Annotated in this window: 18 protein-coding genes; 6 read left to right on the top strand and 12 right to left on the bottom strand. The window is 68.7% G+C overall.

Annotated elements, in window-relative coordinates; translation table 11 throughout:
- The 7 genes from ABZV40_RS32920 to ABZV40_RS32890 form a co-directional block, all read right to left on the bottom strand.
- Window positions 1-1,296: a hypothetical protein gene (locus ABZV40_RS32920; RefSeq protein ID WP_355450377.1), complete on the bottom strand. Its 1,296-nt coding sequence runs from the start codon at window positions 1,294-1,296 to the stop codon at window positions 1-3.
- Complete coding sequence (locus ABZV40_RS32915) at window positions 1,293-1,895, bottom strand: DUF3558 domain-containing protein (RefSeq protein WP_355450374.1); 603 nt, start codon at window positions 1,893-1,895, stop codon at window positions 1,293-1,295. Before ABZV40_RS32915 ends, ABZV40_RS32920 begins: the two co-directional genes overlap by 4 nt.
- Before the next feature lie 4 nt (window positions 1,896-1,899).
- Entirely contained in the window at window positions 1,900-2,205 is a 306-nt protein-coding gene (locus ABZV40_RS32910) for a hypothetical protein (protein ID WP_355450371.1), read from the bottom strand.
- Window positions 2,206-2,307: 102 nt separating this feature from the next.
- Window positions 2,308-2,532, bottom strand: a complete 225-nt coding sequence (locus ABZV40_RS32905) for a hypothetical protein (protein WP_355450369.1) — start codon at window positions 2,530-2,532, stop codon at window positions 2,308-2,310.
- Window positions 2,533-2,971: 439 nt separating this feature from the next.
- On the bottom strand, window positions 2,972-3,367 hold the full coding sequence (locus tag ABZV40_RS32900) for a DUF4233 domain-containing protein (protein WP_355450367.1): 396 nt from the start codon (window positions 3,365-3,367) through the stop codon (window positions 2,972-2,974).
- Window positions 3,364-4,695 carry a folylpolyglutamate synthase/dihydrofolate synthase family protein gene (locus tag ABZV40_RS32895; RefSeq protein ID WP_355450532.1) on the bottom strand — a complete coding sequence of 444 codons (1,332 nt, stop codon included), beginning with the start codon at window positions 4,693-4,695 and terminating at the stop codon, window positions 3,364-3,366. Before ABZV40_RS32895 ends, ABZV40_RS32900 begins: the two co-directional genes overlap by 4 nt.
- A gap of 11 nt (window positions 4,696-4,706) precedes the next feature.
- Window positions 4,707-7,334: a valine--tRNA ligase gene (locus tag ABZV40_RS32890; protein WP_355450364.1), complete on the bottom strand. Its 2,628-nt coding sequence runs from the start codon at window positions 7,332-7,334 to the stop codon at window positions 4,707-4,709.
- Between the two features lie 488 nt (window positions 7,335-7,822).
- On the opposite strand from ABZV40_RS32890, the gene ABZV40_RS32885 reads away from it, so the two are divergent.
- Together ABZV40_RS32885 and ABZV40_RS32880 are read left to right on the top strand one after the other, a co-directional pair.
- Window positions 7,823-8,398 (top strand): hypothetical protein, encoded by a 576-nt coding sequence (locus ABZV40_RS32885; protein WP_355450361.1) that lies wholly within the window; start codon window positions 7,823-7,825, stop codon window positions 8,396-8,398.
- 147 nt (window positions 8,399-8,545) lie between these two features.
- Window positions 8,546-10,831 (top strand): FdhF/YdeP family oxidoreductase, encoded by a 2,286-nt coding sequence (locus ABZV40_RS32880; protein WP_355450358.1) that lies wholly within the window; start codon window positions 8,546-8,548, stop codon window positions 10,829-10,831.
- Between the two features lie 65 nt (window positions 10,832-10,896).
- On the opposite strand, the gene ABZV40_RS32875 is transcribed toward ABZV40_RS32880, so the two are convergent.
- Window positions 10,897-12,375, bottom strand: coding sequence for a glycosyl hydrolase family 28 protein (locus ABZV40_RS32875; protein ID WP_355450355.1), 1,479 nt, complete (start codon window positions 12,373-12,375; stop codon window positions 10,897-10,899).
- A gap of 263 nt (window positions 12,376-12,638) precedes the next feature.
- Complete coding sequence (locus ABZV40_RS32870; protein WP_355450352.1) at window positions 12,639-13,196, bottom strand: helix-turn-helix domain-containing protein; 558 nt, start codon at window positions 13,194-13,196, stop codon at window positions 12,639-12,641.
- Between the two features lie 72 nt (window positions 13,197-13,268).
- Between ABZV40_RS32870 and ABZV40_RS32865 the strand changes: the two genes are divergently transcribed.
- Window positions 13,269-13,865, top strand: coding sequence for a DUF2238 domain-containing protein (locus ABZV40_RS32865; RefSeq protein ID WP_355450349.1), 597 nt, complete (start codon window positions 13,269-13,271; stop codon window positions 13,863-13,865).
- On the opposite strand, the gene ABZV40_RS32860 is transcribed toward ABZV40_RS32865, so the two are convergent.
- Together ABZV40_RS32860 and ABZV40_RS32855 are read right to left on the bottom strand one after the other, a co-directional pair.
- Window positions 13,810-14,301 carry a hypothetical protein gene (locus ABZV40_RS32860; protein ID WP_355450346.1) on the bottom strand — a complete coding sequence of 164 codons (492 nt, stop codon included), beginning with the start codon at window positions 14,299-14,301 and terminating at the stop codon, window positions 13,810-13,812. The two genes, ABZV40_RS32865 and ABZV40_RS32860, sit on opposite strands and share 56 nt — an antisense overlap.
- Before the next feature lie 64 nt (window positions 14,302-14,365).
- The gene (locus tag ABZV40_RS32855; RefSeq protein WP_355450343.1) at window positions 14,366-15,880 is read right to left on the bottom strand and encodes an NAD(P)/FAD-dependent oxidoreductase; all 1,515 of its coding nucleotides are present in this window, start codon (window positions 15,878-15,880) and stop codon (window positions 14,366-14,368) included.
- Window positions 15,881-15,945: 65 nt separating this feature from the next.
- Between ABZV40_RS32855 and fdhD the strand changes: the two genes are divergently transcribed.
- From fdhD to ABZV40_RS32840, 3 genes are read left to right on the top strand one after another with little or no spacing between them, the layout of a single operon-like run.
- Window positions 15,946-16,773: a formate dehydrogenase accessory sulfurtransferase FdhD gene (fdhD, locus tag ABZV40_RS32850; protein ID WP_355450340.1), complete on the top strand. Its 828-nt coding sequence runs from the start codon at window positions 15,946-15,948 to the stop codon at window positions 16,771-16,773.
- Window positions 16,760-17,890 (top strand): CaiB/BaiF CoA-transferase family protein, encoded by a 1,131-nt coding sequence (locus tag ABZV40_RS32845; protein ID WP_355450337.1) that lies wholly within the window; start codon window positions 16,760-16,762, stop codon window positions 17,888-17,890. Before fdhD ends, ABZV40_RS32845 begins: the two co-directional genes overlap by 14 nt.
- 39 nt (window positions 17,891-17,929) lie before the next feature.
- Entirely contained in the window at window positions 17,930-18,811 is an 882-nt protein-coding gene (locus tag ABZV40_RS32840) for an alpha/beta hydrolase-fold protein (protein WP_355450334.1), read from the top strand.
- Here the strand turns inward: ABZV40_RS32840 and ABZV40_RS32835 are convergent.
- Complete coding sequence (locus ABZV40_RS32835) at window positions 18,808-20,109, bottom strand: serine hydrolase domain-containing protein (protein WP_355450331.1); 1,302 nt, start codon at window positions 20,107-20,109, stop codon at window positions 18,808-18,810. The two genes, ABZV40_RS32840 and ABZV40_RS32835, sit on opposite strands and share 4 nt — an antisense overlap.
- Between the last annotated feature and the right edge of the window lie 311 nt (window positions 20,110-20,420).

Genomic DNA, 20,420 nt, shown 5'->3' with positions numbered 1-20,420 from the left:
TCACCCCCCGATCGTCGGCGGAGCGACCATCGGCATGTCCCCGATGATCTCGTTGGTGTTCTCCTCGGTGACGAGGTAGTCGGCCGACTTGTGCTCCAGGTCGTCCTCCCCCTCACCCTTCTGCCCGTGACCACCCATGCCGCCCATGCCGGCGGCACCACCCCGGCCCGCCGCACCGGCCGCACCACGCCCAGCCGCGTTCGGACCGCCCTCGCCCACGCCGCCGAACACCCCGGCCTTGCCGCCGGGCTGCTGCCCGCTGCTGCTGCCGGTGCCCAGGCCTCCGACGCCACCGCGACCGGACGCGGAACCGGCCCCGCCACCGAACTTGCCCGCTCCGCCACCGAGCTTTCCGGCTCCGCCGCCGAACTTGCCGCCTGCACTGCCGCCGGGACCACGCCCGCCACCACCGGGACCGTTGAGGCCGCCGGGGCCGGCGGGGACACCGATGGGCGGGATGCCCGTGTTCGGGGGACGCTCGATCACACTGCCCACGGGCGGTTTGCCGGCGCCGGGGAGGTCACTGGTCTTGAGACCACCGTTGAGGTCCGCGCCGACGGCTTGGGACGTCGTGGTGTCGTTGCCGCCGGTGTGGCTGACGGGCGGCGTCCAGGTGGTGCCGCTCGGCTGACCGGTGCCGGTCGAGCTCGGGTAGTTCGAGCTGCTGTGCGTGCGGCTCGTGCCACCGACGTTGTTGCCGGTCTTGTCCTGCCCGTCGTCGCCGCCGGTGTTGATCACCTCGACGTTCAGCGTGTCCGCCGTGACACCGGGGAACTGCTTGGGCAGATCGCCGCGGTTGGTGTTGCTGGCGGCCTGGAACTCCTTGTAGACCGTCCGGTTGTGCGACTCATCGCCGTTGTAGGCGTTGACCGCGTCCTCGGTGTCCGTGTCCCACGGGGTCACGTCGTCCCAGAAGTTCGTGTCCGGCTTGCTGGCCGGCATGTCCTTGAGCTGACCCTTGTTGTAGTTGAACTGGTAGACCTGGTTGGACAGCGAGCGGTCGGCCTGCCGCAGCGCGTCCTGCATCTGGATCATGGCCTGGTTGATCGGGTTGCCGGCGGCCTGCGCGGCGTCCGCACTGGCACCGCTCCACGCCTCGCCGAGCGTCTCGCCGACCTTCTTGAGGCGCTGCTCGATCGCGGCATAGCTGCGCTCCAGCTCAGCTGCGGCATCGGCCCCCGCCTGAGCCTTGCCGGTGCCGGGCCCGCCGGTCATCTGGGCGTAGATCTCGTGCCCCGAGAACCCCTCCGCGCGGGAGGTGTCCTCGGAGAAACAGCTGGGCGCGGGCCGTGTCATTTCGCACCTGCCTTGATCGTGGTGATTGCCAGGTTCGCGAACTCGGTCACCCCAGCGCACGGGTCCGCGAAGTACTTGCCCTTCTCATCGCTGACATAGGTGAAAAGGATCGCCCTCTCGTCGGACGCGCCGACGATCATGTCGCAGTCACCGTCCTTGCGCTGGTCGACAGCGAGAGCGACGACAGCCGGGTAGCCCTGGATCGCAGGCCGCTCCTCGAACACGGGGTACGAGTCCTTCTTGGCGTAGGTGGACGAGAGGCTCGTCCCGGCCGGAAGGATGATCATGCCGGCGGCCATCTCGGCGGCCGTGAGAGAGCCGGACCACTTGCAGCCCGCTCCGGCGGACGAGCTGTTCAGGCTGCCCTCGACACCAGGCAGACCGTATGACGCCAGCTGAGCCGGGGTGACCACGCTGCACGGAGCAGCTTCGGCAGCCGTCAGGTTGAGCGGGCTGGAGACCTTGGGCGCTCCGCCGCCTCGGCTCGTGCTGGTCGGCTGAGTCGCGTTCGTCGGCGTGCCGGTAGTGCCGCCACCGGTGCTGCAGCCCGCCAGCAGCGCGAGTGCGGCGGTACCTGCGGCGATCGTTCGAATGCGCAACAGCTCAGTCCTTCGGCTTGAGGTTTGCCTGGTTGCCCTGCTCGGTCTGCTCGTACTGGGTGAGCGTGGCCTTCAGGTTGTCGATCCGGGTCTTCAGCGTCTTGCGCAGTTCGTCGTTCGACGTTTGATGCGCCGCGCCGGCGGTGACCGCCCAGTTGTTGTAGACCTTGCTCGGCATGTCGAGCCCGGCGGCCTCGACCGCGACCAGCGCCTTGCCCCGGTCCTTGGCCTTCTCGAGGTCGAGGTAGATGGACTCGTACTCCTTGATGGCAGCGCGCAGTGTGTCGAGATCGACTTTGGTCCCGCTCATCCCCAGTACCCCTCCTTGCAGATTCGTGCGCCTAGGAGCATAGCCCCGGGTCAGGGGCCTTGTCCGGGCTTCACGGCACGATCGGGTGAACTCGATGAAGTGTCAGCGCGACATTGCGACAGGTGAGGGTACGAAGTGCGGCACGGCCCGTTCATTGGCGATTTTCGTCAGCGCCGCAATGCTGCTCGCCGCCTGCTCCTCCGTCGAGCCGAGGACGGTTCCCGCCAGGATCAAGCCGCCGGTGCCGGCGGTGGGGCCGCAGGCGAACTGCGACGTCGTCACCAGGGATCCGGAGTCGTGCGTCGCGTGGACGGCGCGGAGCCGCACAACTTCTCTTCGGTGATGCCGATCAACGACGAGGGAGCCGGTGTCGGCAAGGGGGGCCGTATTACTGGTGTGCCGCGATCACGGACGAGGTCGCCGAGAAAATCCTCGGCACAAAAGACGCCATCCGGGTGGTCTCCAGCAAGTTTTAATGCCAAATCGCGGTCAGCAAGAAGTCCGGCCTCGACAACACCCTGAGTATTTGTCTGTCACCGTACAAGCCGGGAAAAGGGCGCAAGGCGGTGCGGACCGAGGCTCCTCGGTTCAGCGCCCTCGACCGCGCCGCCCACACGATCGAGATCCCGGGGCACGGATCGGCGTGGAACGTCGAACTGCGGCGCTCCAGCCACGACGGCAGGGCCCCGTTCACGGCCGACCACGACGACGCCGATCGGAAGGTTCTGGTGGCCGCGGACGCGTTGATGGCCTACGACCGGACCGATCACTCCGCCGGTTGCTGTTGCTGGGCCGGCAGGCGGCCCTCCGCCATGCGCTTGAGCAGGTCCCGGCGCAGCCACAGCATGTAGACCCACACCAGGCCGAAGATCACACCGATCACGCCCAGCGCTGGCAGCAGCAGCCAGGTCGCGATCAGCAGCACGTGCAGGGCCACGACGGCGGGGATGGCCCACGGGCGGCGGACGAAGGCGCACATCGCGATGAAGAGCGCGATGAAGCCGAACGCCACCCAGCCGACGAGGGTGCCGACGCCGCCGTGCAGCTTGGCGATCACCGGGAGGGCCAGGGCGACGACGATGACCTCGAGGATCAGGGTGCCGGCCATGATGCCGCGGAAGGCCTTGAGCGGGTCTTTCTTGAGAGGGGCCGGGGTGGTCATGCCGGCTCCTTGCCGAACAGGGCGCGGGCCTCGCCCGCGGTGACGACGGAGCCGGTGACGATGACGCCGCCGCCGGACAGTTCGTCCTCGGTGAGGTGGATGGCTTCCTCGATGGCGTCGTCCAGGCGCGGGCGGACCTCGAAGCGGTCCTCGCCGAAGATCGGGACGGCGAGACCGGCCAGGACGTCCGGGTCCATGGCGCGCGGGGACGAGTTGGTGGTGATCACCAGTTCCTGCACGACCGGCTCGAGGGCGGAGAGGATGCCTTCGGCGTCCTTGTCGGACATCACGGCGACCACGGCGACGAGCTTGCGGAAGCCGAACTCGGAGTCCAGCGCGCGGGCCAGTGCGGCGGCGCCGTGCGGGTTGTGCGCGGCGTCGACGAAGATGTTGGGTGCGGAACGGACGCGTTCCAGGCGGCCCGGCGTGATGACCGTCGCGAAGCCCTGGCGGACGGCTTCCACGTCCAGCCGGCGGTCGGCGCCGGCGCCGAAGAACGCCTCGACGGACGCGAGTGCCAGAGCGGCGTTCGCGGCCTGGTGTTCGCCGTGCAGCGGCAGGAAGATGTCCTCGTAGACGCCGCCCAGGCCCTGCAACGTGATCAGCTGGCCGCCGACGGCCACCGAGCGCGAGACCACGCCGAACTCGCTGCCGAAGCGGGCGATGGTGGCGTCGACCTCCGCCACCCGTTCGAGGATGACCTTCATGGCTTCCGGCGTCTGCTCGCCGACGATCGCGACGGAACCCGGCTTGATGATGCCGGCCTTCTCGGTGGCGATGTCCTCGACGCGGTTGCCGAGGTACTCGGTGTGGTCGAGGCCGATCGGCGTCAGGACGGCGATCTTGGCGTCCGCGATGGACGTCGCGTCCCACGTGCCGCCCAGGCCGACCTCGACGACGGCGACGTCGACCGGGGCGTCCGCGAACGCCGCGTAGGCCATGCCGGTGAGCACCTCGAACTTGCTCATCCGGATCTCGGACCGGGAGTCGACCATCGCGACGTACGGCTCGATGTCGCGGTAGACCTCGACGTAGCGATCAGGGCTGATCGGCTGGTTGTCGAGGCTGATGCGCTCGGTCGCGAGCTGCAGGTGCGGGCTCGTGTACCGGCCGGTGCGCAGGCCGATGCGCGTGAACAGCGCATCGGCCATGCGCGACGTCGACGTCTTGCCGTTGGTGCCCGTCAGCTGAACCACCGGGTAGTTCGTCTGCGGGTCGCCCAGCACGTGCGCCAGCGCCTTGATCCGGTCCAGCGACGGCTCGAGCTTCGTCTCGGGCCACCGCTGGTTGAGCTCGTTCTCGACGTCGAGGAACTCGTCGAGGTTGATGTCCACTGTGCTTACGCCTCCGGCAGCGCCGCGAGACGCTGGTTGATGCGGGCGATGTCGGCCTCGGCGGTGGCCTTGCGCTCCTCGATCTTGGCGACGACGTCGGCCGGCGCCTTGGCGAGGAAGCCCGCGTTGCCGAGCTTGCCCGACGTCTGGGCGAGCTCCTTCTGCGCCACCGCGAGGTCCTTCTCCAGGCGCTTGCGCTCGGCCACGACGTCGATCGCGCCGGACAGGTCCAGCTCGACCTTCACCGCGCCCTTGGGCAGGCCGACCTCGAGCGTCGCCGAGACGGTGAACTCCTCGCCCGGCTCGGTCAGCCGCGTCAGCGACCGGACCGACGGAACCTGGTCGGTCAGGCCGACGCAGCACGCGCCGCGGACCTTGCCCGCGACCTTCTGGCCCGGCTTGAGGCCCTGCTCCGAGCGGAACCGGCGGATCTCGGTGGCCAGCTTCTTCAGGCCCTCGATCTGGGCCAGCGCGTCGGCATCGCGCTCACCACCGGAGGCCTGCGGCCACGCGGCGATGACGAGCGACTCCTCGCCGGTCAGCGCGGTCCACAGCGTCTCGGTGATGAACGGGATGGCCGGGTGCAGCAGGCGCAGCAGGACGTCGAGGACGTGGCCCAGGACGGACTGCGTCGAGGAGACCCGGCCGTCGGCGATCTGGACCTTCGCGATCTCCAGGTACCAGTCGCAGAACTCGTCCCACGTGAAGCTGTACAGCGCCTCGCAGACGCGCGAGAACTGGAACGCCTCGAAGTTCGAGTCCACAGTGGACACGAGTTCGTCGAGGGTGTCCAGGATCCAGCGGTCGGCCGCCGTCAGCTCGTCGCGGGCCGGCAGCGGACGCGCCACCGTCGCACCGTTGGCCAGCGCGAACCGGGTGGCGTTCCACAGCTTCGTGGTGAAGTTGCGCGAACCGGCCGCCCACTCCTCGGCGACGGCCATGTCGGAACCGGGGTTCGTGCCGCGCAGCAACGTGAACCGGGTGGCGTCCGCGCCGTAGCGCTCCATCCAGTCCAGCGGGTCGATGCCGTTGCCCTTGGTCTTCGACATCTTCTTGCCGAACTGGTCGCGGATCAGACCGTGCAGGAAGACGTGGTCGAACGGCTGGACGTCGTCCATCGCGTACAGGCCGAACATCATCATCCGGACGACCCAGAAGAACAGGATGTCGTAGCCGGTCGAGAGAACGGACGTCGGATAGAACTTCTTCAGGTCCTCGGTCTCGTCCGGCCAGCCCAGCGTGGAGAAGGGCCACAGACCCGACGAGAACCACGTGTCGAGGACGTCCTCGTCCTGACGCCAGCCCTCACCGGTCGGCACCTCGTCGTCCGGTCCGACGCACACGACCTCGCCGTTCGGGCCGTACCAGACCGGAATCCGGTGCCCCCACCACAGCTGGCGCGAGATGCACCAGTCGTGCAGGTTGTCGGTCCAGTCGAAGTACCGCTTGTTCAGCTCGGCCGGGTGGATCTTGGTGCGGCCGTCGCGGACGGCGGCCGACGCCTTGGCCGCGATGCCCTCGACCTTGACCCACCACTGCAGCGACAGGCGCGGCTCGATCACCGTGTCGCACCGCGAGCAGTGCCCGACGGCGTGGACGTACGGCCGCTTCTCCGCCACGATCCGGCCCTCGGCGCGCAACGCGGCGACGATCGCCGGACGCGCCTCGAACCGGTCGAGTCCCTCGAACGGGCCGTGCGCGGTGATGGTCGCGCGGCCGTCCATGATCGTGAGGTTCGGCAGGTCGTGCCGCTGGCCGATCTCGAAGTCGTTCGGGTCGTGCGCCGGCGTGACCTTGACCGCGCCGGTGCCGAACTTCGGGTCGACGTGCGTGTCCGCGACGATCGGGATGCGGCGGCCGGTCAGCGGCAGCTCGACCTCGGTGCCGATGAGGTGCTGGTAGCGCTCGTCGTCCGGGTGGACGGCGACCGCGGTGTCACCGAGCATCGTCTCGGCGCGCGTGGTCGCGACGACGATCGAGTTCTCGCCTTCGCCGTAGCGGATCGAGACGAGCTCGCCCTCGTCGTCGCTGTGGTCGACCTCGACGTCGGACAGCGCCGTCTGGCAGCGCGGGCACCAGTTGATGATCCGCTCGGCCTGGTAGATCAGGCCGTCGTCGTACATCTTCTTGAAGATCGTCTGGACGGCGCGCGACAGCCCCTCGTCCATGGTGAAGCGCTCACGCGACCAGTCGATGCCGTCGCCGAGCCGCTTCATCTGGTCGAGGATCTTGCCGCCGTACTCCTCTTTCCACTCCCAGACGCGCTCGACGAACTTCTCGCGCCCGAGGTCGTGCCGGGACATGCCCTGCTTGGCCAGGTCGCGCTCGACGGCGTTCTGCGTCGCGATGCCCGCGTGGTCCATGCCCGGCAGCCACAGGACCTCGTAGCCCTGCATGCGGCGGCGCCTGGTCAGCGCGTCCATCACGCTGTGGTTCATGGCGTGCCCCATGTGCAGGCTGCCGGTGACGTTCGGCGGGGGCAGCACGATCGTGAACGGCGGCTTGTCGCTCTTGACGTCCGCCTCGAAGTAGCGCCGGTCGACCCACCGCTGGTACAGCTCCGCCTCTACCTCCGCCGGAGTCCACGCGGCGGGGAGGTCAGGACGCTGGGTTGCGGTGTCGAGTTCAGTCACAGCTGTCAAGTCTACGGAGGCGGGGGTATCGACTTGAAACGAGATACCTGCTAACGGGCTCAGCGCCGCGTAGCATCCCCGAACCGCCGCGCCACCTGGGGGAACTGGACAACCCGAGAGCCCCCGCGTGCGTGGTGTTCGTGAACCGGGCCGCTTGGGGGAAGAAGTGCAGTACGGCATCGAGGACCACCCGGACCTCAACGACGCGGCGTGGCTGCGCGCCGCGAACAGACGGGCGAAGCGGGAGATCCGCAGGCAGCGGCGGCAGGCGCGCGTGCACCGGCACGGCCGCACGGTCGTCATCGCCATCGCGCTGGCCGCCGTCGGCGCGGTGTTGATCGGCTTGTACGAGGCCGGGACGTTCAGCGAGGAGGCATTGCCCCGGGCGCTGGTGCCCACGATCACGACGCAACACCAGGGCGTCGACGTCGAGCACCCGTTCGCGGGCACGCCGGCCGAGCCGTGGGCCGACGGCGAGAAGCATCGTCGTGCCCGACCAGAACCCCGAGTACGCGGCCGGCTACGAGGCGGCGCGCAAGGCTCTCGTCGCCGGGCACCTGGACCCCAGGGTGCTCGTCGACCACGACGTGGAGCCGTTCGTGTCGATGCTCGCCCCAACGCTGCGGGACAGCTGGCGGAACAACCCGGACAACGGCTCCGCGGTGACCCGGCTGAAGAAGGGCAACAAGCTGCTGCCGAACGGGATCAAGGTCGACGGTCGCATGTGGCCGGGCCGCGACCAGTACGGCCGCCCGCTCGTGCACACGAGCTACCGGTTCGCCTACGCCTTCGACCCCGGCTACCAGAAGACGATCTTCGACCAGTACGAGATCGTCGCGCTGGTCCGCTCCGACACGGACTACCAGCTCACCGAGGACGGCGTCTGGACCGTCGCGAGCAACGGTTTCGTCTACTCGATGGCGTGCGAGGCGTCGAAGCAGGGCTTCCTCGCTCCCCTGTTCACCGAGAAGCGGCAACTGCCGACCGCCGAGGAGGCCAGGCGCAAGCCGGAGGAGTGGTTCGCGGCGGACACCCCGATCCCCACCACCAGTGGCTGTAAGTGATCACTCTTTCAGAGGTGCCGCGCGAAGGTGACGGCGATCACAATTGCTGCCACGGACCGTTCAACCCCTTGGGGCCCGTGACGACGACGCCGCCGCGTTCTTCGGGGGCGCTGGCGGCGCCGACGTCGATCAGCGAAGAATGAAGCCATGAGCAGCAAGCCCCCGCAGCACGACGTCGACGAGTCCGCGCTCGAAGTCAGCACTCCCAAGACATGGGCGGCGGGCATCCCCGGCGTGCTCGTGTCGCTCGACCGCGCGGTCGAGCAGATGGGTGTCAGCCGGACGGTCAAGACGTTGCGCCTGCTCAACCAGCGCGAAGGCTTCGACTGCCCCGGTTGCGCGTGGCCGGAGCCGCAGGGCCACCGCAAGATGGCGGAGTTCTGCGAGAACGGCGCCAAGGCGGTCGCCGAGGAAGCCACCAAACGACGGATCGGCCCGGAGTTCTTCGCCGAGCACCCGGTCGAGAGCCTGCGGACCAAGACGGACTACTGGCTCGGCCAGCAGGGCAGGCTCACCGAGCCGATGGTGCTCAGGCCCGGCGCCACGCACTACGCGCCGATCAGCTGGGACGCCGCGTTCACGCTGGTCGCCGAGGAGCTCAACGCCCTGTCGTCGCCCGATGAGGCCATCTTCTACACCTCCGGCCGCACCAGCAACGAGGCCGCGTTCCTCTACCAGCTGCTGGTCCGCTCGTTCGGCACCAACAACCTGCCGGACTGCTCGAACATGTGCCACGAGTCGTCCGGTGCCGCGCTGAACGAGACCATCGGCATCGGCAAGGGCTCGGTGTCGATCAAGGACTTCGAGCTCGCAGACCTGATCGTGGTCATCGGCCAGAACCCCGGCACGAACCACCCGCGCATGCTCAGCGCGCTGGAGGACGCGAAGAAGAACGGCGCGAAGATCATCGCCGTCAACCCGTTGCCGGAAGCCGGGCTGATGCGGTTCAAGAACCCGCAGAACGTCGCGGGCGTCGTCGGCCGCGGCACCGCGCTGTGCGACGAGTTCGTGCAGATCCGCGTCGGCGGCGACCAGGCGCTGTTCCAGGCGATCGGCCACCTGCTGCTGCAGTGGGACAAGGTCGACCGGGAGTTCGTCGACGCGAAGACCCACGGCTTCGACGCCTACGCCGAGCACCTCGCCGAGCTCGACTGGGACGCCGTGCTCACCGCGACGGGCCTGACCCGCGAGCAGATCACCCGCGTGGCCGGCATGTTCGTCGACTCGCAGCGCACGATCGCCTGCTGGGCCATGGGCCTGACGCAGCACAAGCACAGCGTGCCGACGATCCGCGAGGTCACGAACGTCATGTTCCTGCGCGGCATGATCGGCAAGCCGGGCGCGGGCCTCTGCCCCGTGCGCGGCCACTCGAACGTGCAGGGCGACCGGACGATGGGCATCTACGAGAAGATGCCGGAGAAGTTCCTGCTGGCGCTGGAGAACGAGTTCGGCATCCCGGTGCCGCGCAAGCACGGCTACGACACGGTCGACGCCATCAACGCCATGCGCCAGGGCCGCGGCAAGGTGTTCATCGCGATGGGCGGCAACTTCGTCAGCGCCACCCCGGACACCCCGGTGACCGAGAAGGCGCTGGAGCAGTGCTCGCTGACCGTGCACGTCTCGACGAAGCTCAACCGCTCGCACGTCGTCCACGGCAAGACCGCTTTGATCCTGCCCGCGCTGGGCCGCACCGAGAGCGACGTGCAGCACTCGGGCGAGCAGTTCGTGACGGTCGAGGACTCGATGTCGGTCGTGCACCGCTCGCGCGGCCGGCTCAAGCCCGCGTCGGACCAGCTGCTGTCCGAGGTCTCGATCATCTGCCGCCTCGCCCGCAAGGTGCTCGGCGCCGCGCACCCGGTGAAGTGGGAGGAGTTCGAGAAGGACTACGACGTCATCCGCGAGCACATCGCACGTGTCGTGCCGGGCTGCACCGACTACAACACGCGCGTGCGTCAGCCCGACGGTTTCGTGCTGCCGCACCCGCCGCGCGACGCGCAGGAGTTCGCCACGGCGACCGGCAAGGCGAACTTCACCACGTCGCCGATGACGGTGATCGAGGTGCCGGAAGGCCGGCTGCTGATGCAGACCCTGCGCAGCCACGACCAGTACAACACCACGATCTACGGCCTGGACGACCGCTACCGCGGCGTGAAGGACGGGCGGCGCGTGGTGTTCGTGAACCCCGACGACATCGCACGGCTCGGGTTCACCGACGGCCAGATGGTGAACATCGTGTCGGAGTGGAAGGACGACCCGACGGGCGTTGTGGAACGCCGCGCCGAGTCGTTCCGGATCGTGTCCTACCCGACCGCGCACGGGTGCGTGGCCACGTACTTCCCCGAGGCGAACCCCTTGGTGCCGTTGGACTCCAAGGCGGACATCTCGGGGACGCCGACCTCCAAGTCGGTGATCGTGCGCCTGGAAGCGGCTTAGCGCGATGAAGGGCGCCTTCATCCACGTCAGGTGGATGAAGGCGCCCTTCATCGCTCGCTGTTTGACTACGACGCTGTAGCCGACCCGCACTTCTCGGTCGACGAGGTGTTCTGGATGCGCGGTGAGCCGGAGTTGCGCACGCAGAAACCGTTGGTGTTGCGGAAGAGGAAGTCGGTCGGGCTGTTCGTGCCGCGCTCGAAGCTGAACGTGTCGAACGTGACGTCGCTGGAGTTGTCGGTGATCACGGCGGGCCTGCCGTCGTTGTTCGTGAACGACACCCCGCTGCCGTTCAGGAACTTGATGCGGTCGGCGTAGCGGATGTACCAGCCGTACGCGGGCCGGGTGCCGATGCTGTTCGGGTTGTAGTTGGTGCGGTCGTTGCTCGGCGGGTTGGTCGACGTGGTGCCGCTGCCGCCGGGCACGTTGATCTTCACGTTGCGGAACGTCACGTCGGTGACGCGACCGTCCTGGTCGCCGTGGATGGTGGGGCTGAACCCGCCGGAGGCGCCGTTGATCGTGATGTTGTCGTAGGTGATGTTCTTGACCGTGCCGACGCCGGGACTGTTCCCGCACCGTTTTCGCGCCCCGACCTTGATCATGATCGGCGACTTCACGTTGGTGACGGTGATGTCCTTGTAGTGCACGTCGGAGATGACCGCGCCGTCCATCGACACGAGCCCGAGCCCGGACTTGTTGGCGCCTCTGATGTCGATGCGCTGGAAGTCGTAGCCGGTGAAGTCACCGCACGTCTCCGAGCCGAACATCAACGCGTTGCAGCACCCCGCGCTGAGCTTGGTGTCGTAGACCTTCACGTTGCCGTTGGGCAGCTTCTGCCCGAGCGCGTAGTCGCTCTTGAACACCAGCGCGTCGTCGTTGCCCGCGAAGCTGCCGTTGGTGATCGTCACGTTGGTGGTGCTGATGATGTTCCACCCGTCGCGGTCACTCGCGGTGTCGACCGTGAGGTGGTCGGACACGACGTTCTTGCAGCCGTTGATCAGCATCGCGAAGTGCCCGCCGCGCCGCAGCTTGATGCCGCTCACGGTGAGGTTCTCGCAGCGCGTCAACGAGATGATCTTGTCGGCCTTGCCGCTGCCGGGGTTGCCGGTGATCAGCGCGCCACCGCCGTCGATGGTGCCGGCGCCGACGAAGCCGATGTTGGTCAGCCGGTCGCCCCAGATCATCGCGTTGTGGAAGTGGCTGTGCCCGTAGTCCTGGTACTTGTCGTTGGGGTTGGGCTCGGGCTTGTCGTAGCCGCTGCCGCTCGCGCCCATGATCGTGGCGCCCGCGTCGAGCTGCAGCGTCACGTTGCTCTTCATGTGGATCGAGTTCGGCGAGCGGTAGGTGCCGGACGGGAACCGCACGGTTCCTCCGCCCGCCGCGTTCGCCGCCGTGATCGCCTTGTCGATCGCCGCCGTGTCGTTGGCACTGCCGTTGCCGACGGCGCCGTAGTTCTTGACGTTGAACTCCGCCGCCTGAGCGGGTTCTGCGAGCACCGCGATGCCCAACAGCGCTGCGGTCACCGCCATGCCGAGTCTGCGCAACACGCTTGTCCTCCCCGGTTGAAACGCGGGTGAAAACCTTTACAGCGGCGGCGACTGCACACGCTACGCCGGTCGCACGCGACCGAACAGCCTCCAGCGGCGACGACCTGACGCGAGCAACCCTCCACCGACCCGGCCTTCAGGCTCCTCAGGTGCGCGAACGAGCCTCCGCGCGGCCGCGTCGGCCTCCAACTCGACCTGCCTCATCTTCGCAATAGCAAACGACTGTTCGTGTGACAACACGGCAAACCCCCAAAGATTCGGTGCTATTCGGGCGCGATCGTCGTGCTCAGGAAGAACCGCACGGCGCGGGCACCCTCCGGTCGCAGCGACGGATCGACCCGGCGCTCGTCGTACTTCTCCAGCAACGCCAGCAACTCGGCACTGAACTCGACGAGTTCGCCGGCGGTGAGGAACTTGGTGTACCCGCGGGTGCCGGTCGGCTCCCGCCACTCGCCCGCAAGCCTGTCGCGCTGGCGCAGCCGACGCCGGATCGCCTCGAACTCCTGGTCCAGGAAAGCCATCCCGGCAGCCTCGGCAGCCAGCGCGGCCTCTGGGTCGAGCCCTTCAGTCGCGATCATCTGCCGACCGTGGACGATCTCCCACGGCTTCTGCCGCCCCGGCCCCTCCACCTCGGCGACGAACCCGTACTTGGCCAGCATGTTCAGGTGGTACGAGCAGCTCGCCACGCTTTCCCCGAGCTTCTCGGAGCATTGGGTGGCGGTGCGCGGACCCTCGTCGGCGAGCAGCTGGATCAGCTTCCACCGGAAGGGGTGTGAGAGTGCGCGCAGCGCCTTGGGGTCAGTGATGCGAGCGTCGGCCATGTCACCACCGTACGCGTATCAATAAACCTTTAGCAAGGTTCCTTGATATATAAATCCTGATATAAAGCGCACATGACTTGGGGGAAGCGGTGGCTGCTGGGGGCGTTCGGGGCACTGGTCGCGGTGACGTGGATCAACCCGCGGTGGCCGGCCGAACAGGCGCTGCACAGCTCGTTGACGGTCGTGGCGCTCATCGCGCTGTGGCTGCTCAGGAAGCGCTTGGACACCGCGCAGTGGGCGTGGGCGCTGCTGTTCCTCGCCCTGCATACGATCGCGGCACGGTGGCTCTACTCGTACGTGCCGTACGACGACTGGGCGGACGCGGTGTTCGGGGTGCGGCTGTCGGAGGTGTTCTCCTGGCAGCGCAACAACTTCGACCGGCTCGTGCACTTCACGTACGGCGTGTGCCTGACGGCGGTCCTGCGGCAGAAGTGGTTGCGCTCGCTGGAGACCGTGCTGGCGACCAGCGCGGCCTACGAGCTGCTGGAGTGGGCGGTCGCCATGACGCTCGCCCCGGACGTCGCCGAGGCCTACAACGGCCAGCAGGGCGACATGTGGGACGCCCAGGCCGACATGGCGATCGCCGCGCTCGGGGCGCTCGTCACAGCGCTGGTCACCAGTCTGGTGAGTTACGCGCGACGGCGGTCACCAGCGGCAGCGACTCGATGACCGGCACCCGCAGCAGCTCCGCGGGCACGTCGGGGTCGCGAACCGGTTCGATGAGCTCGCGCAGCAGCGCGCCGACCACGTCATCGGCGGTCTGGTCGACCTCGTGGATGAGGTCGCGCAGCTGATCGGCGGCGTCGTTGAGGATCCGGGGCCGCTGCGGCTCCTCCAGCATCAGCGCCGCCAACCTCAGCACCCGGCGGCACACGCGCAGGCGCAGGCTGCGACTGGCCGACTCACGCCCTCCCGCGAGTCCCAGTCGGCCGCGGGTGCGTTCGATCCACGGCTCGACGGTCTCCCTGCGCCAGATCGGGCCGGACGCGAGCTCCGCGTCCGGCTCCGGAATGCCGTGCGAGCGGCGTTTGCGCCACACCGCCACCAGCTGCCGGCTCAGGCCCATGGCGTCGGCGATCTCCGCGATCCCGTAGAAGTCCCCCACGCCCACTACTGTAACCAGAGATGACGGCACCTGTCATCAAAAATATCGCGGTCTTTCGAAATGTTCAGCTGCGTTCCAGAACGGCCCGCGCCGCGTTGTGGCCGCCGATGCCGCTGACCCCGCCGCCGCGCCGGGAGCCCGCGCCGCACACGAAGACGTTGTCCACGTCGGTCTCGACGCCCCACCTGCCGACCTCGTCGTCGGTCTCGGCGAACGGCCAGTCGAGCTCTCCGTGGAAGATGTTGCCACCCGGCAGTCCGAGCTCCTCCTCCAGGTCCAGTGGTGTGCGGGCCTCGATGCACAGCTCGCCGTTCGCGTCGCGCGCCAGGCAGTCCTGAATCGGGTCGGCCAGGTGGGCGTTGAGCTGGTCGAGGTAGCGCCGGACGAGCTCGTCGCGCAGCTCGTCGTTGCGACCCTCGAACAACGACGCGGGCAGGTGCAGCCCGAACAACGTCAACGTCTCGTGGCCCGCCAGCGACGGCCCGAGGACCGACGGATCGGTCAGCGAGTGGCAGTACATCTCGCCCGGCAGCACCGACGGCACCTGACCGGCCGCGCTCTCCAGGTACGCGGTCTCCAGCTGGTCGTAGGACTCGTCGAGGTGGAACGTGCCGGCGAACGCGAGCCGAGGGTCCACTCCGGACTTCAGCTCCGGCAGCCGGCGCAACAGCATGTTGATCTTCAGTTGGCAACCGGGCGTGTCCTGAACTTCCCTGCCCTGCAACCGCCCCAGCACCGATGGCGCCACAGTGGACAGCACGAACCTGCACTCGGCGGTGGTGTCGTTGAAGGACACCGAAGCGGTCTTGCCGTCCGACTCGATCGACGTCACCTCGGCAGCGGTGACGATCTCGGCACCGGCCTCGCGGGCGGCCCGTTCCAGCTCGGCGGTCACCGCGCCCATGCCGCCGACCGGAACCTTCCACTCGCCGCTGCCGTTGCCGATCACGTGGTAGAGGAAGCACTTGTTGGCGCGCAACGAATGCAGCGACGTGTGCGTGCCGATCAACGCATCGGTGGCGACGACACCGCGCACCAGGTTGTCGTCGAACAGCTCCTGCAACGTCGCACCGATCGGCCGTTCGAAGATCTGGTCCCACAACCGGCCGCGCGCCACCGCGTCGACGTGCACGCGCAGGTGTTCGCGCGACACGAGCGGTTCCAGCAGGGTCGGCGCCAGGGCGCGGGCCATCAGCTCCAGGTCGGCGTACCAGCGCTGCCACCGCTCCCAGTCGTCCAGCGACCCGCAGACGGCCTCGAACGACGCCACCGTCGCCTCGCCCGGCGACCGTTCGACCAGCAGCCCCGACTTGCCGTTCGGGGTGTACGAGGAAGCCGCCCGGGACCGCAACGCCAGGTTCAGCCCGAGGTCGGACACGATCCGGTCGGGCAGCAGGGACACCAGGTAGGAGAACCGCGAGAGCCGCGCGTCGACACCTTCCCACGGCGACGCGCTCACGGCCGCGCCGCCGACGTGGGGCAGCTTCTCCAGCACCCTGACCGACCTGCCGGCCCGTGCGAGGTACGCGGCCGCCACCAGACCGTTGTGGCCGCCTCCCACGATCACGACGTCGTCCATGCCCCGAGATCCCTCCCACGTAGCCTGGTCGGTGGGGAACATAGCGGTCCGAAGGAGATGTGCACATGGGCCGAGTGACGGTGCGCCGGGCGGTCGAGCGGGTGTCGCCGAACGGTCGGCGCCGCCGGGTGGACGCCCTGGCCGCCGAGGAACCGCTGGAGCTGAGGGTCGGCGGGAAGGCGCTGGCCGTCACGATGCGCACGCCCGGTCAGGACGTCGAGCTCGCGCACGGCTTCCTGCTCAGCGAGGGCGTGATCGGCTCGGCGGAGCACGTCTCGGTCGCGCGGTTCTGCGAGGGCACCGGGCCGGACGGGATGAACACCTACAACGTGCTGGACGTCGCGCTGGCCGACGGGGTGCCGCCGCCGGACACCGGGGTGGAGCGGAACTTCTACACCACGTCGTCGTGCGGGGTGTGCGGCAAGGCCGCGCTGGACGCGGTGAAGCTCAAGACCCGCTACTCGCCCGCCGCCGACCCGGTTCAGGTCACCGCGGAGGCGCTGACCGGCTTTCCGGACGCCTTGCGGGAGCGGCAGAAGGTGTTCGAGAGCACCGGCGGGCTGCACGCGGCCGGGCTGTTCCGCGACGGCGAGTTGCTGGTGGTGCGGGAGGACGTCGGCCGGCACAACGCCGTCGACAAGGTGCTGGGCTGGGCGGTGCTGCAGAACCTGGTGCCGTTGACCGGCGCGGTGCTGATGGTGTCCGGACGGGCGTCGTTCGAGCTGGTGCAGAAGGCGGCGATGGCCGGGGTTCCGGTGCTCGCCGCGGTGTCGGCGCCGTCGTCGCTCGCCGTGGAGCTGGCCGAGGAGCAGGGCATGACGCTCGTCGGTTTCCTGCGCGGCGACTCGATGAACGTCTACGCCGGAGGGGAGCGCGTGCTTGAGACCGCTTGACGGCGTCGTGGTGGTGAGCCTGGAGCAGGCCGTCGCCGTGCCGTACGCGACGCGGCTGCTGGCCGATCTCGGGGCGCGCGTCATCAAGGTCGAACGGCCCGGCGTCGGTGACTTCGCCCGGCACTACGACTCGGCGTGCGGCGAGGTGTCGTCGTACTTCGCGTGGACGAACGTCGGCAAGGAGTCGGTGTCCCTGGACATCTTCCACCCGGACGGCCGTGAGGTGCTGGAACGGCTGGTGGCGCGTGCCGACGTGCTGCTGTGCAACCTGTCGCCGCGCGTGTGGTCGCGTCTGGCGCTCGAGCTGCCCTCGACGCTGATCGTGGGTGAGCTGTCCGGTTACGGCTGGGACGGCCCGTACGCGGACCGCAAGGCGTTCGACGCGCTGGTGCAGTCGGAGGCGGGGTTGGTGTCGCTGACCGGCGAGGGTGACGTGATGGCCCGCGCGGGGATCTCGGTGGCGGACATCGCGGCCGGAGTGCAGCTGCACGCGGCGGTGCTGGCCGCGTTGCTGCAGCGGTCGCGCACGGGCGGGGGAGCGCGGTTGCGACTGTCGCTGTTCGAGGCGATGGCCGAGTGGATGCACCAGCCGATGCTGTACGCCGCCGGAACGGGTGCCGCCGCCCCGCGTTCGGGCGCGCACCACCCGAGCATCGCGCCGTACGGGCCGGTGGCGTGCGCGGACGGCGCGGTGCACCTGGCCGTGCAGAACGACGGCCAGTGGCAACGTCTGTGCGGGCTGATCGGGCTGGAGCACGAGGAGAGGTTCGCCACAGTGGCGTCCCGTGTGGAGCACCGCGCGGAGCTGCAAAAGATCCTCGAACGGGCGTTTTGCGACCTCACCGCGGCCGAGCTGCTGACCGCTCTGGACACCGCCGACGTGCCTGCCGCGCTGACCAGGCCGATCACCGACCTGCCCACCCACCCGCAGCTCGACACGTGGGTTGACGTGCAGGTTCCCGGCGGAACGGCCAGGATGCTGCCACCGCCCGTGGCCGGTTTCGAGTGGTCACCGGGTGCGGTACCGGCCCTCGGCGCGCACAATGATCACGTGTTGCGCTGGCTGGGCTATTCGGGTGAGGAACTGTCTGCCTTACGCGTGCGTTCCGTCCTCTGAGAAGGAAACGAGGAACGGTGCCCACGCGATGAGGTGAGCATGGGGGACCAGAAGTTCGGCCGCCGCGGCCTCGTCGCGGCCATCGGCGTGATCATCGCGACAGCCGCCGGCGTCGTGACGTACGGGTCGTCGTCCCCCGCGGTCCCTCAGCAGCAGATCGCGACCGCGGACCACATCAACCGCGTGCCGGGCGCCAAGCCGACCATCCGCGTCGAACACGTGTACTCGGCCGCCCGCCACCGCGACGTCACCCTCGCCTTCTACCTCCCGGCCGGCGCCGGCCCCCGCGGCCTGCCGATGTCGATCCTGCTGCACGGCCTGCACGGCGACGCCCGCCACGCCGCCATCGGCGACCTGGCCGACGTGCTGGCCTCGGCCGTCGCGAAGGGCTCCGTGCCCGCGTTCGGCTTCGTCGCGGTCGACGGCGGCGACAACTACTGGCACGAGAACGTCCCCGGCGACGACCCGATGACCATGCTGCTCGACGAGCTCCCCGGCTGGCTGAAGGAACGCGGCTACGGCGAGCCCTTCGCCGTGACGGGCGTGTCCATGGGCGGCTTCGGCGCGTTGCTCTACGCCCGCCGCCGTGCCGAACGCGGCGACCCGATCGCGGCCGCCGCGGCCATCTCCCCCGGCCTGATCACCACGTGGCCGGAGATGGCCAAGCGCAAGGCGTTCAAGAACGAGGGCGAGTGGACCTCACTCGACCCGTTGCGGCACCTGAAGGCGACCGGCCCGACCGCGCTGGGCGTGTGGATCGGCGACCACGACCGGTTCATCGACGGCACCCGGCAGTTCATGCGCGAGGTGCGGCCCGAGGTCGGCACCGTGAAGTCCGGCGGGCACGACGACGGGTTCTACCGCAAGGTGACACCCGACGTCGTGCAGTTCCTCGCCAAGTACGCCAAGCCCGCGGTCTAGACGCGCATCGCCGCACGGCTCCAGTGCACCCAGCCGACGCGACCCTGCTCGTCACGGCCTCCCAGCGGCAGCACCGAGCTCCGGTCCACGGCGATCAGCACGTCGTCCGTGAGGTGCTCGAACTCGCGTTCCTCCGTCGGGATCAGCGGCGCGGTGAGCGGGTCGCGCCCCTCCCGCCGCACCTTCACCCTGCCGTTCTCGGCCGGCGTGACGTGCACGTCGAGCGCGGTGCAGCGGTAGACCCCGACGACCTTCGCGTGATCCACCGGCTTCGGCTGCGCCGGTGTCTCGGGCAGCTGCGGCTTGCGCACACCCGCCAGCTCGGCGAGCAGGTGGTCGAAGATCGCCCCGAACAACGGCCGCGCCTCGTCGCCACCGTTCACCAGCACCGCCACCGCGACCCCTGCCGCCGGAACGATCCGCAGCGCCGACACGTACCCGATGGTCATGCCGGTGTGGCCGATCACGTCACCACCCTCGAAGTTGGACAGCTCCCAGCCGAGGCCCCACCACCACTCGCCGGTGCCGAAGTCGGGATGCGTGACCTGCTTCTCGCGCATCGCGTCGAACTCGGTGGTCTTCAGGTGCAGCCGCACGAGCTCCAGCAGCTCACGGGCGGGCATCGCGAGCACCGAGCCTGCAGCCGCCCACGACTCGAACAGGTGCTCGGCCACCGGCTCACCTTTCAGGTGGCCGTCCGCCATCTCGTACCGGTCGTACTCGGCACGGGACACCGCGACGTTCCGCAGCCCGAGCGGCTCGACCAGCCGCTCGCGCAGGACGGCCCGGAAAGGCTTGTCGCGCAGGACTTCGACGATCCGGCCGAGCACCGCGTACCCGCTGTTGCAGTACGAGTACAGCTCGCCCGGCGGGGTCACCTGGCCGGCGTCCGCGAGCCTCTCGACGTAGCGCGCCACCATGTCGTCATCGGAGCCCGTGTCGAAATTGAGGTCGCCCTCGAAACCGGCGGTGTGGCAGAGCAACTGGCGTGGTGTGACGACCTTCGCCGCCTGCTCGTCCGCGAGCCGGAACTCGGGCAGCACGTCCCGCACCGGCCGGTCGAGATCCAGCAGGCCCTCGTTCACCAGCTGCATGACCAGCGTCGCCGTCCACACCTTCGTGATCGACCCGATCTGGAACAGCGAGTCGCTCGTCACCGGCTCGTTCGTGGCCTTGTTGCGCACACCCGCTGCCGCGTCGACGATTTCGCCGTTGTGCAGCACAGCTACTTGCGCGCCAACGACTCCGTGTTCGGCGAGCAGCTCCGGCAGCCTGCGTTCGATCCACTCACTGATCATGTTTCCCCCCCCAGAGGTTGTTTCAGACCCGGCCCGCGGCCCGGCGTCCGCGCGGAAGTCCGTGCACTCGCATTCTTCTTGTGCCATCAAGGCTTCCGCACGCGTCCCGGACCACGCCAGAAGTGACGTTCCTGAGCAGGTAGCCGGAAGTCGTGTCCGCAACTCGCCGTCTGGTGAGGTGGATGAAGGGCGCCTTCATCCACACCAGGTGGAGGTAGGCGCCCTTCATCCACAACACCAGACGGGTCTCAACGGGGGTACCAGCAGTACCTCCCTTCGCCTGCGGACAGGGCCTACCGTGAAGGGGTGGC

It is taken from the genome of Lentzea sp. NPDC004782, assembly GCF_040609115.1.
Classification (GTDB): domain Bacteria; phylum Actinomycetota; class Actinomycetes; order Mycobacteriales; family Pseudonocardiaceae; genus Lentzea.
The sequence above is the reverse complement of the archived record's forward strand: the minus strand, read 5'-3'. Positions and strand labels throughout refer to the sequence as shown.

Bases quoted from the DNA above. Each gene is read 5' to 3' on its own strand.
- ABZV40_RS32920 (WP_355450377.1), bottom strand. From the start codon at position 1,296: ATGACACGGCCCGCGCCCAGCTGTTTCTCCGAGGACACCTCCCGCGCG.
- ABZV40_RS32910 (WP_355450371.1), bottom strand. From the start codon at position 2,205: ATGAGCGGGACCAAAGTCGATCTCGACACACTGCGCGCTGCCATCAAG.
- ABZV40_RS32900 (WP_355450367.1), bottom strand. From the start codon at position 3,367: ATGACCACCCCGGCCCCTCTCAAGAAAGACCCGCTCAAGGCCTTCCGC.
- ABZV40_RS32880 (WP_355450358.1), top strand. From the start codon at position 8,546: ATGAGCAGCAAGCCCCCGCAGCACGACGTCGACGAGTCCGCGCTCGAA.
- ABZV40_RS32870 (WP_355450352.1), bottom strand. From the start codon at position 13,196: ATGGCCGACGCTCGCATCACTGACCCCAAGGCGCTGCGCGCACTCTCA.
- ABZV40_RS32865 (WP_355450349.1), top strand. From the start codon at position 13,269: ATGACTTGGGGGAAGCGGTGGCTGCTGGGGGCGTTCGGGGCACTGGTC.
- ABZV40_RS32855 (WP_355450343.1), bottom strand. From the start codon at position 15,880: ATGGACGACGTCGTGATCGTGGGAGGCGGCCACAACGGTCTGGTGGCG.
- fdhD (WP_355450340.1), top strand. From the start codon at position 15,946: ATGGGCCGAGTGACGGTGCGCCGGGCGGTCGAGCGGGTGTCGCCGAAC.
- ABZV40_RS32840 (WP_355450334.1), top strand. From the start codon at position 17,930: ATGGGGGACCAGAAGTTCGGCCGCCGCGGCCTCGTCGCGGCCATCGGC.
- ABZV40_RS32835 (WP_355450331.1), bottom strand. From the start codon at position 20,109: ATGATCAGTGAGTGGATCGAACGCAGGCTGCCGGAGCTGCTCGCCGAA.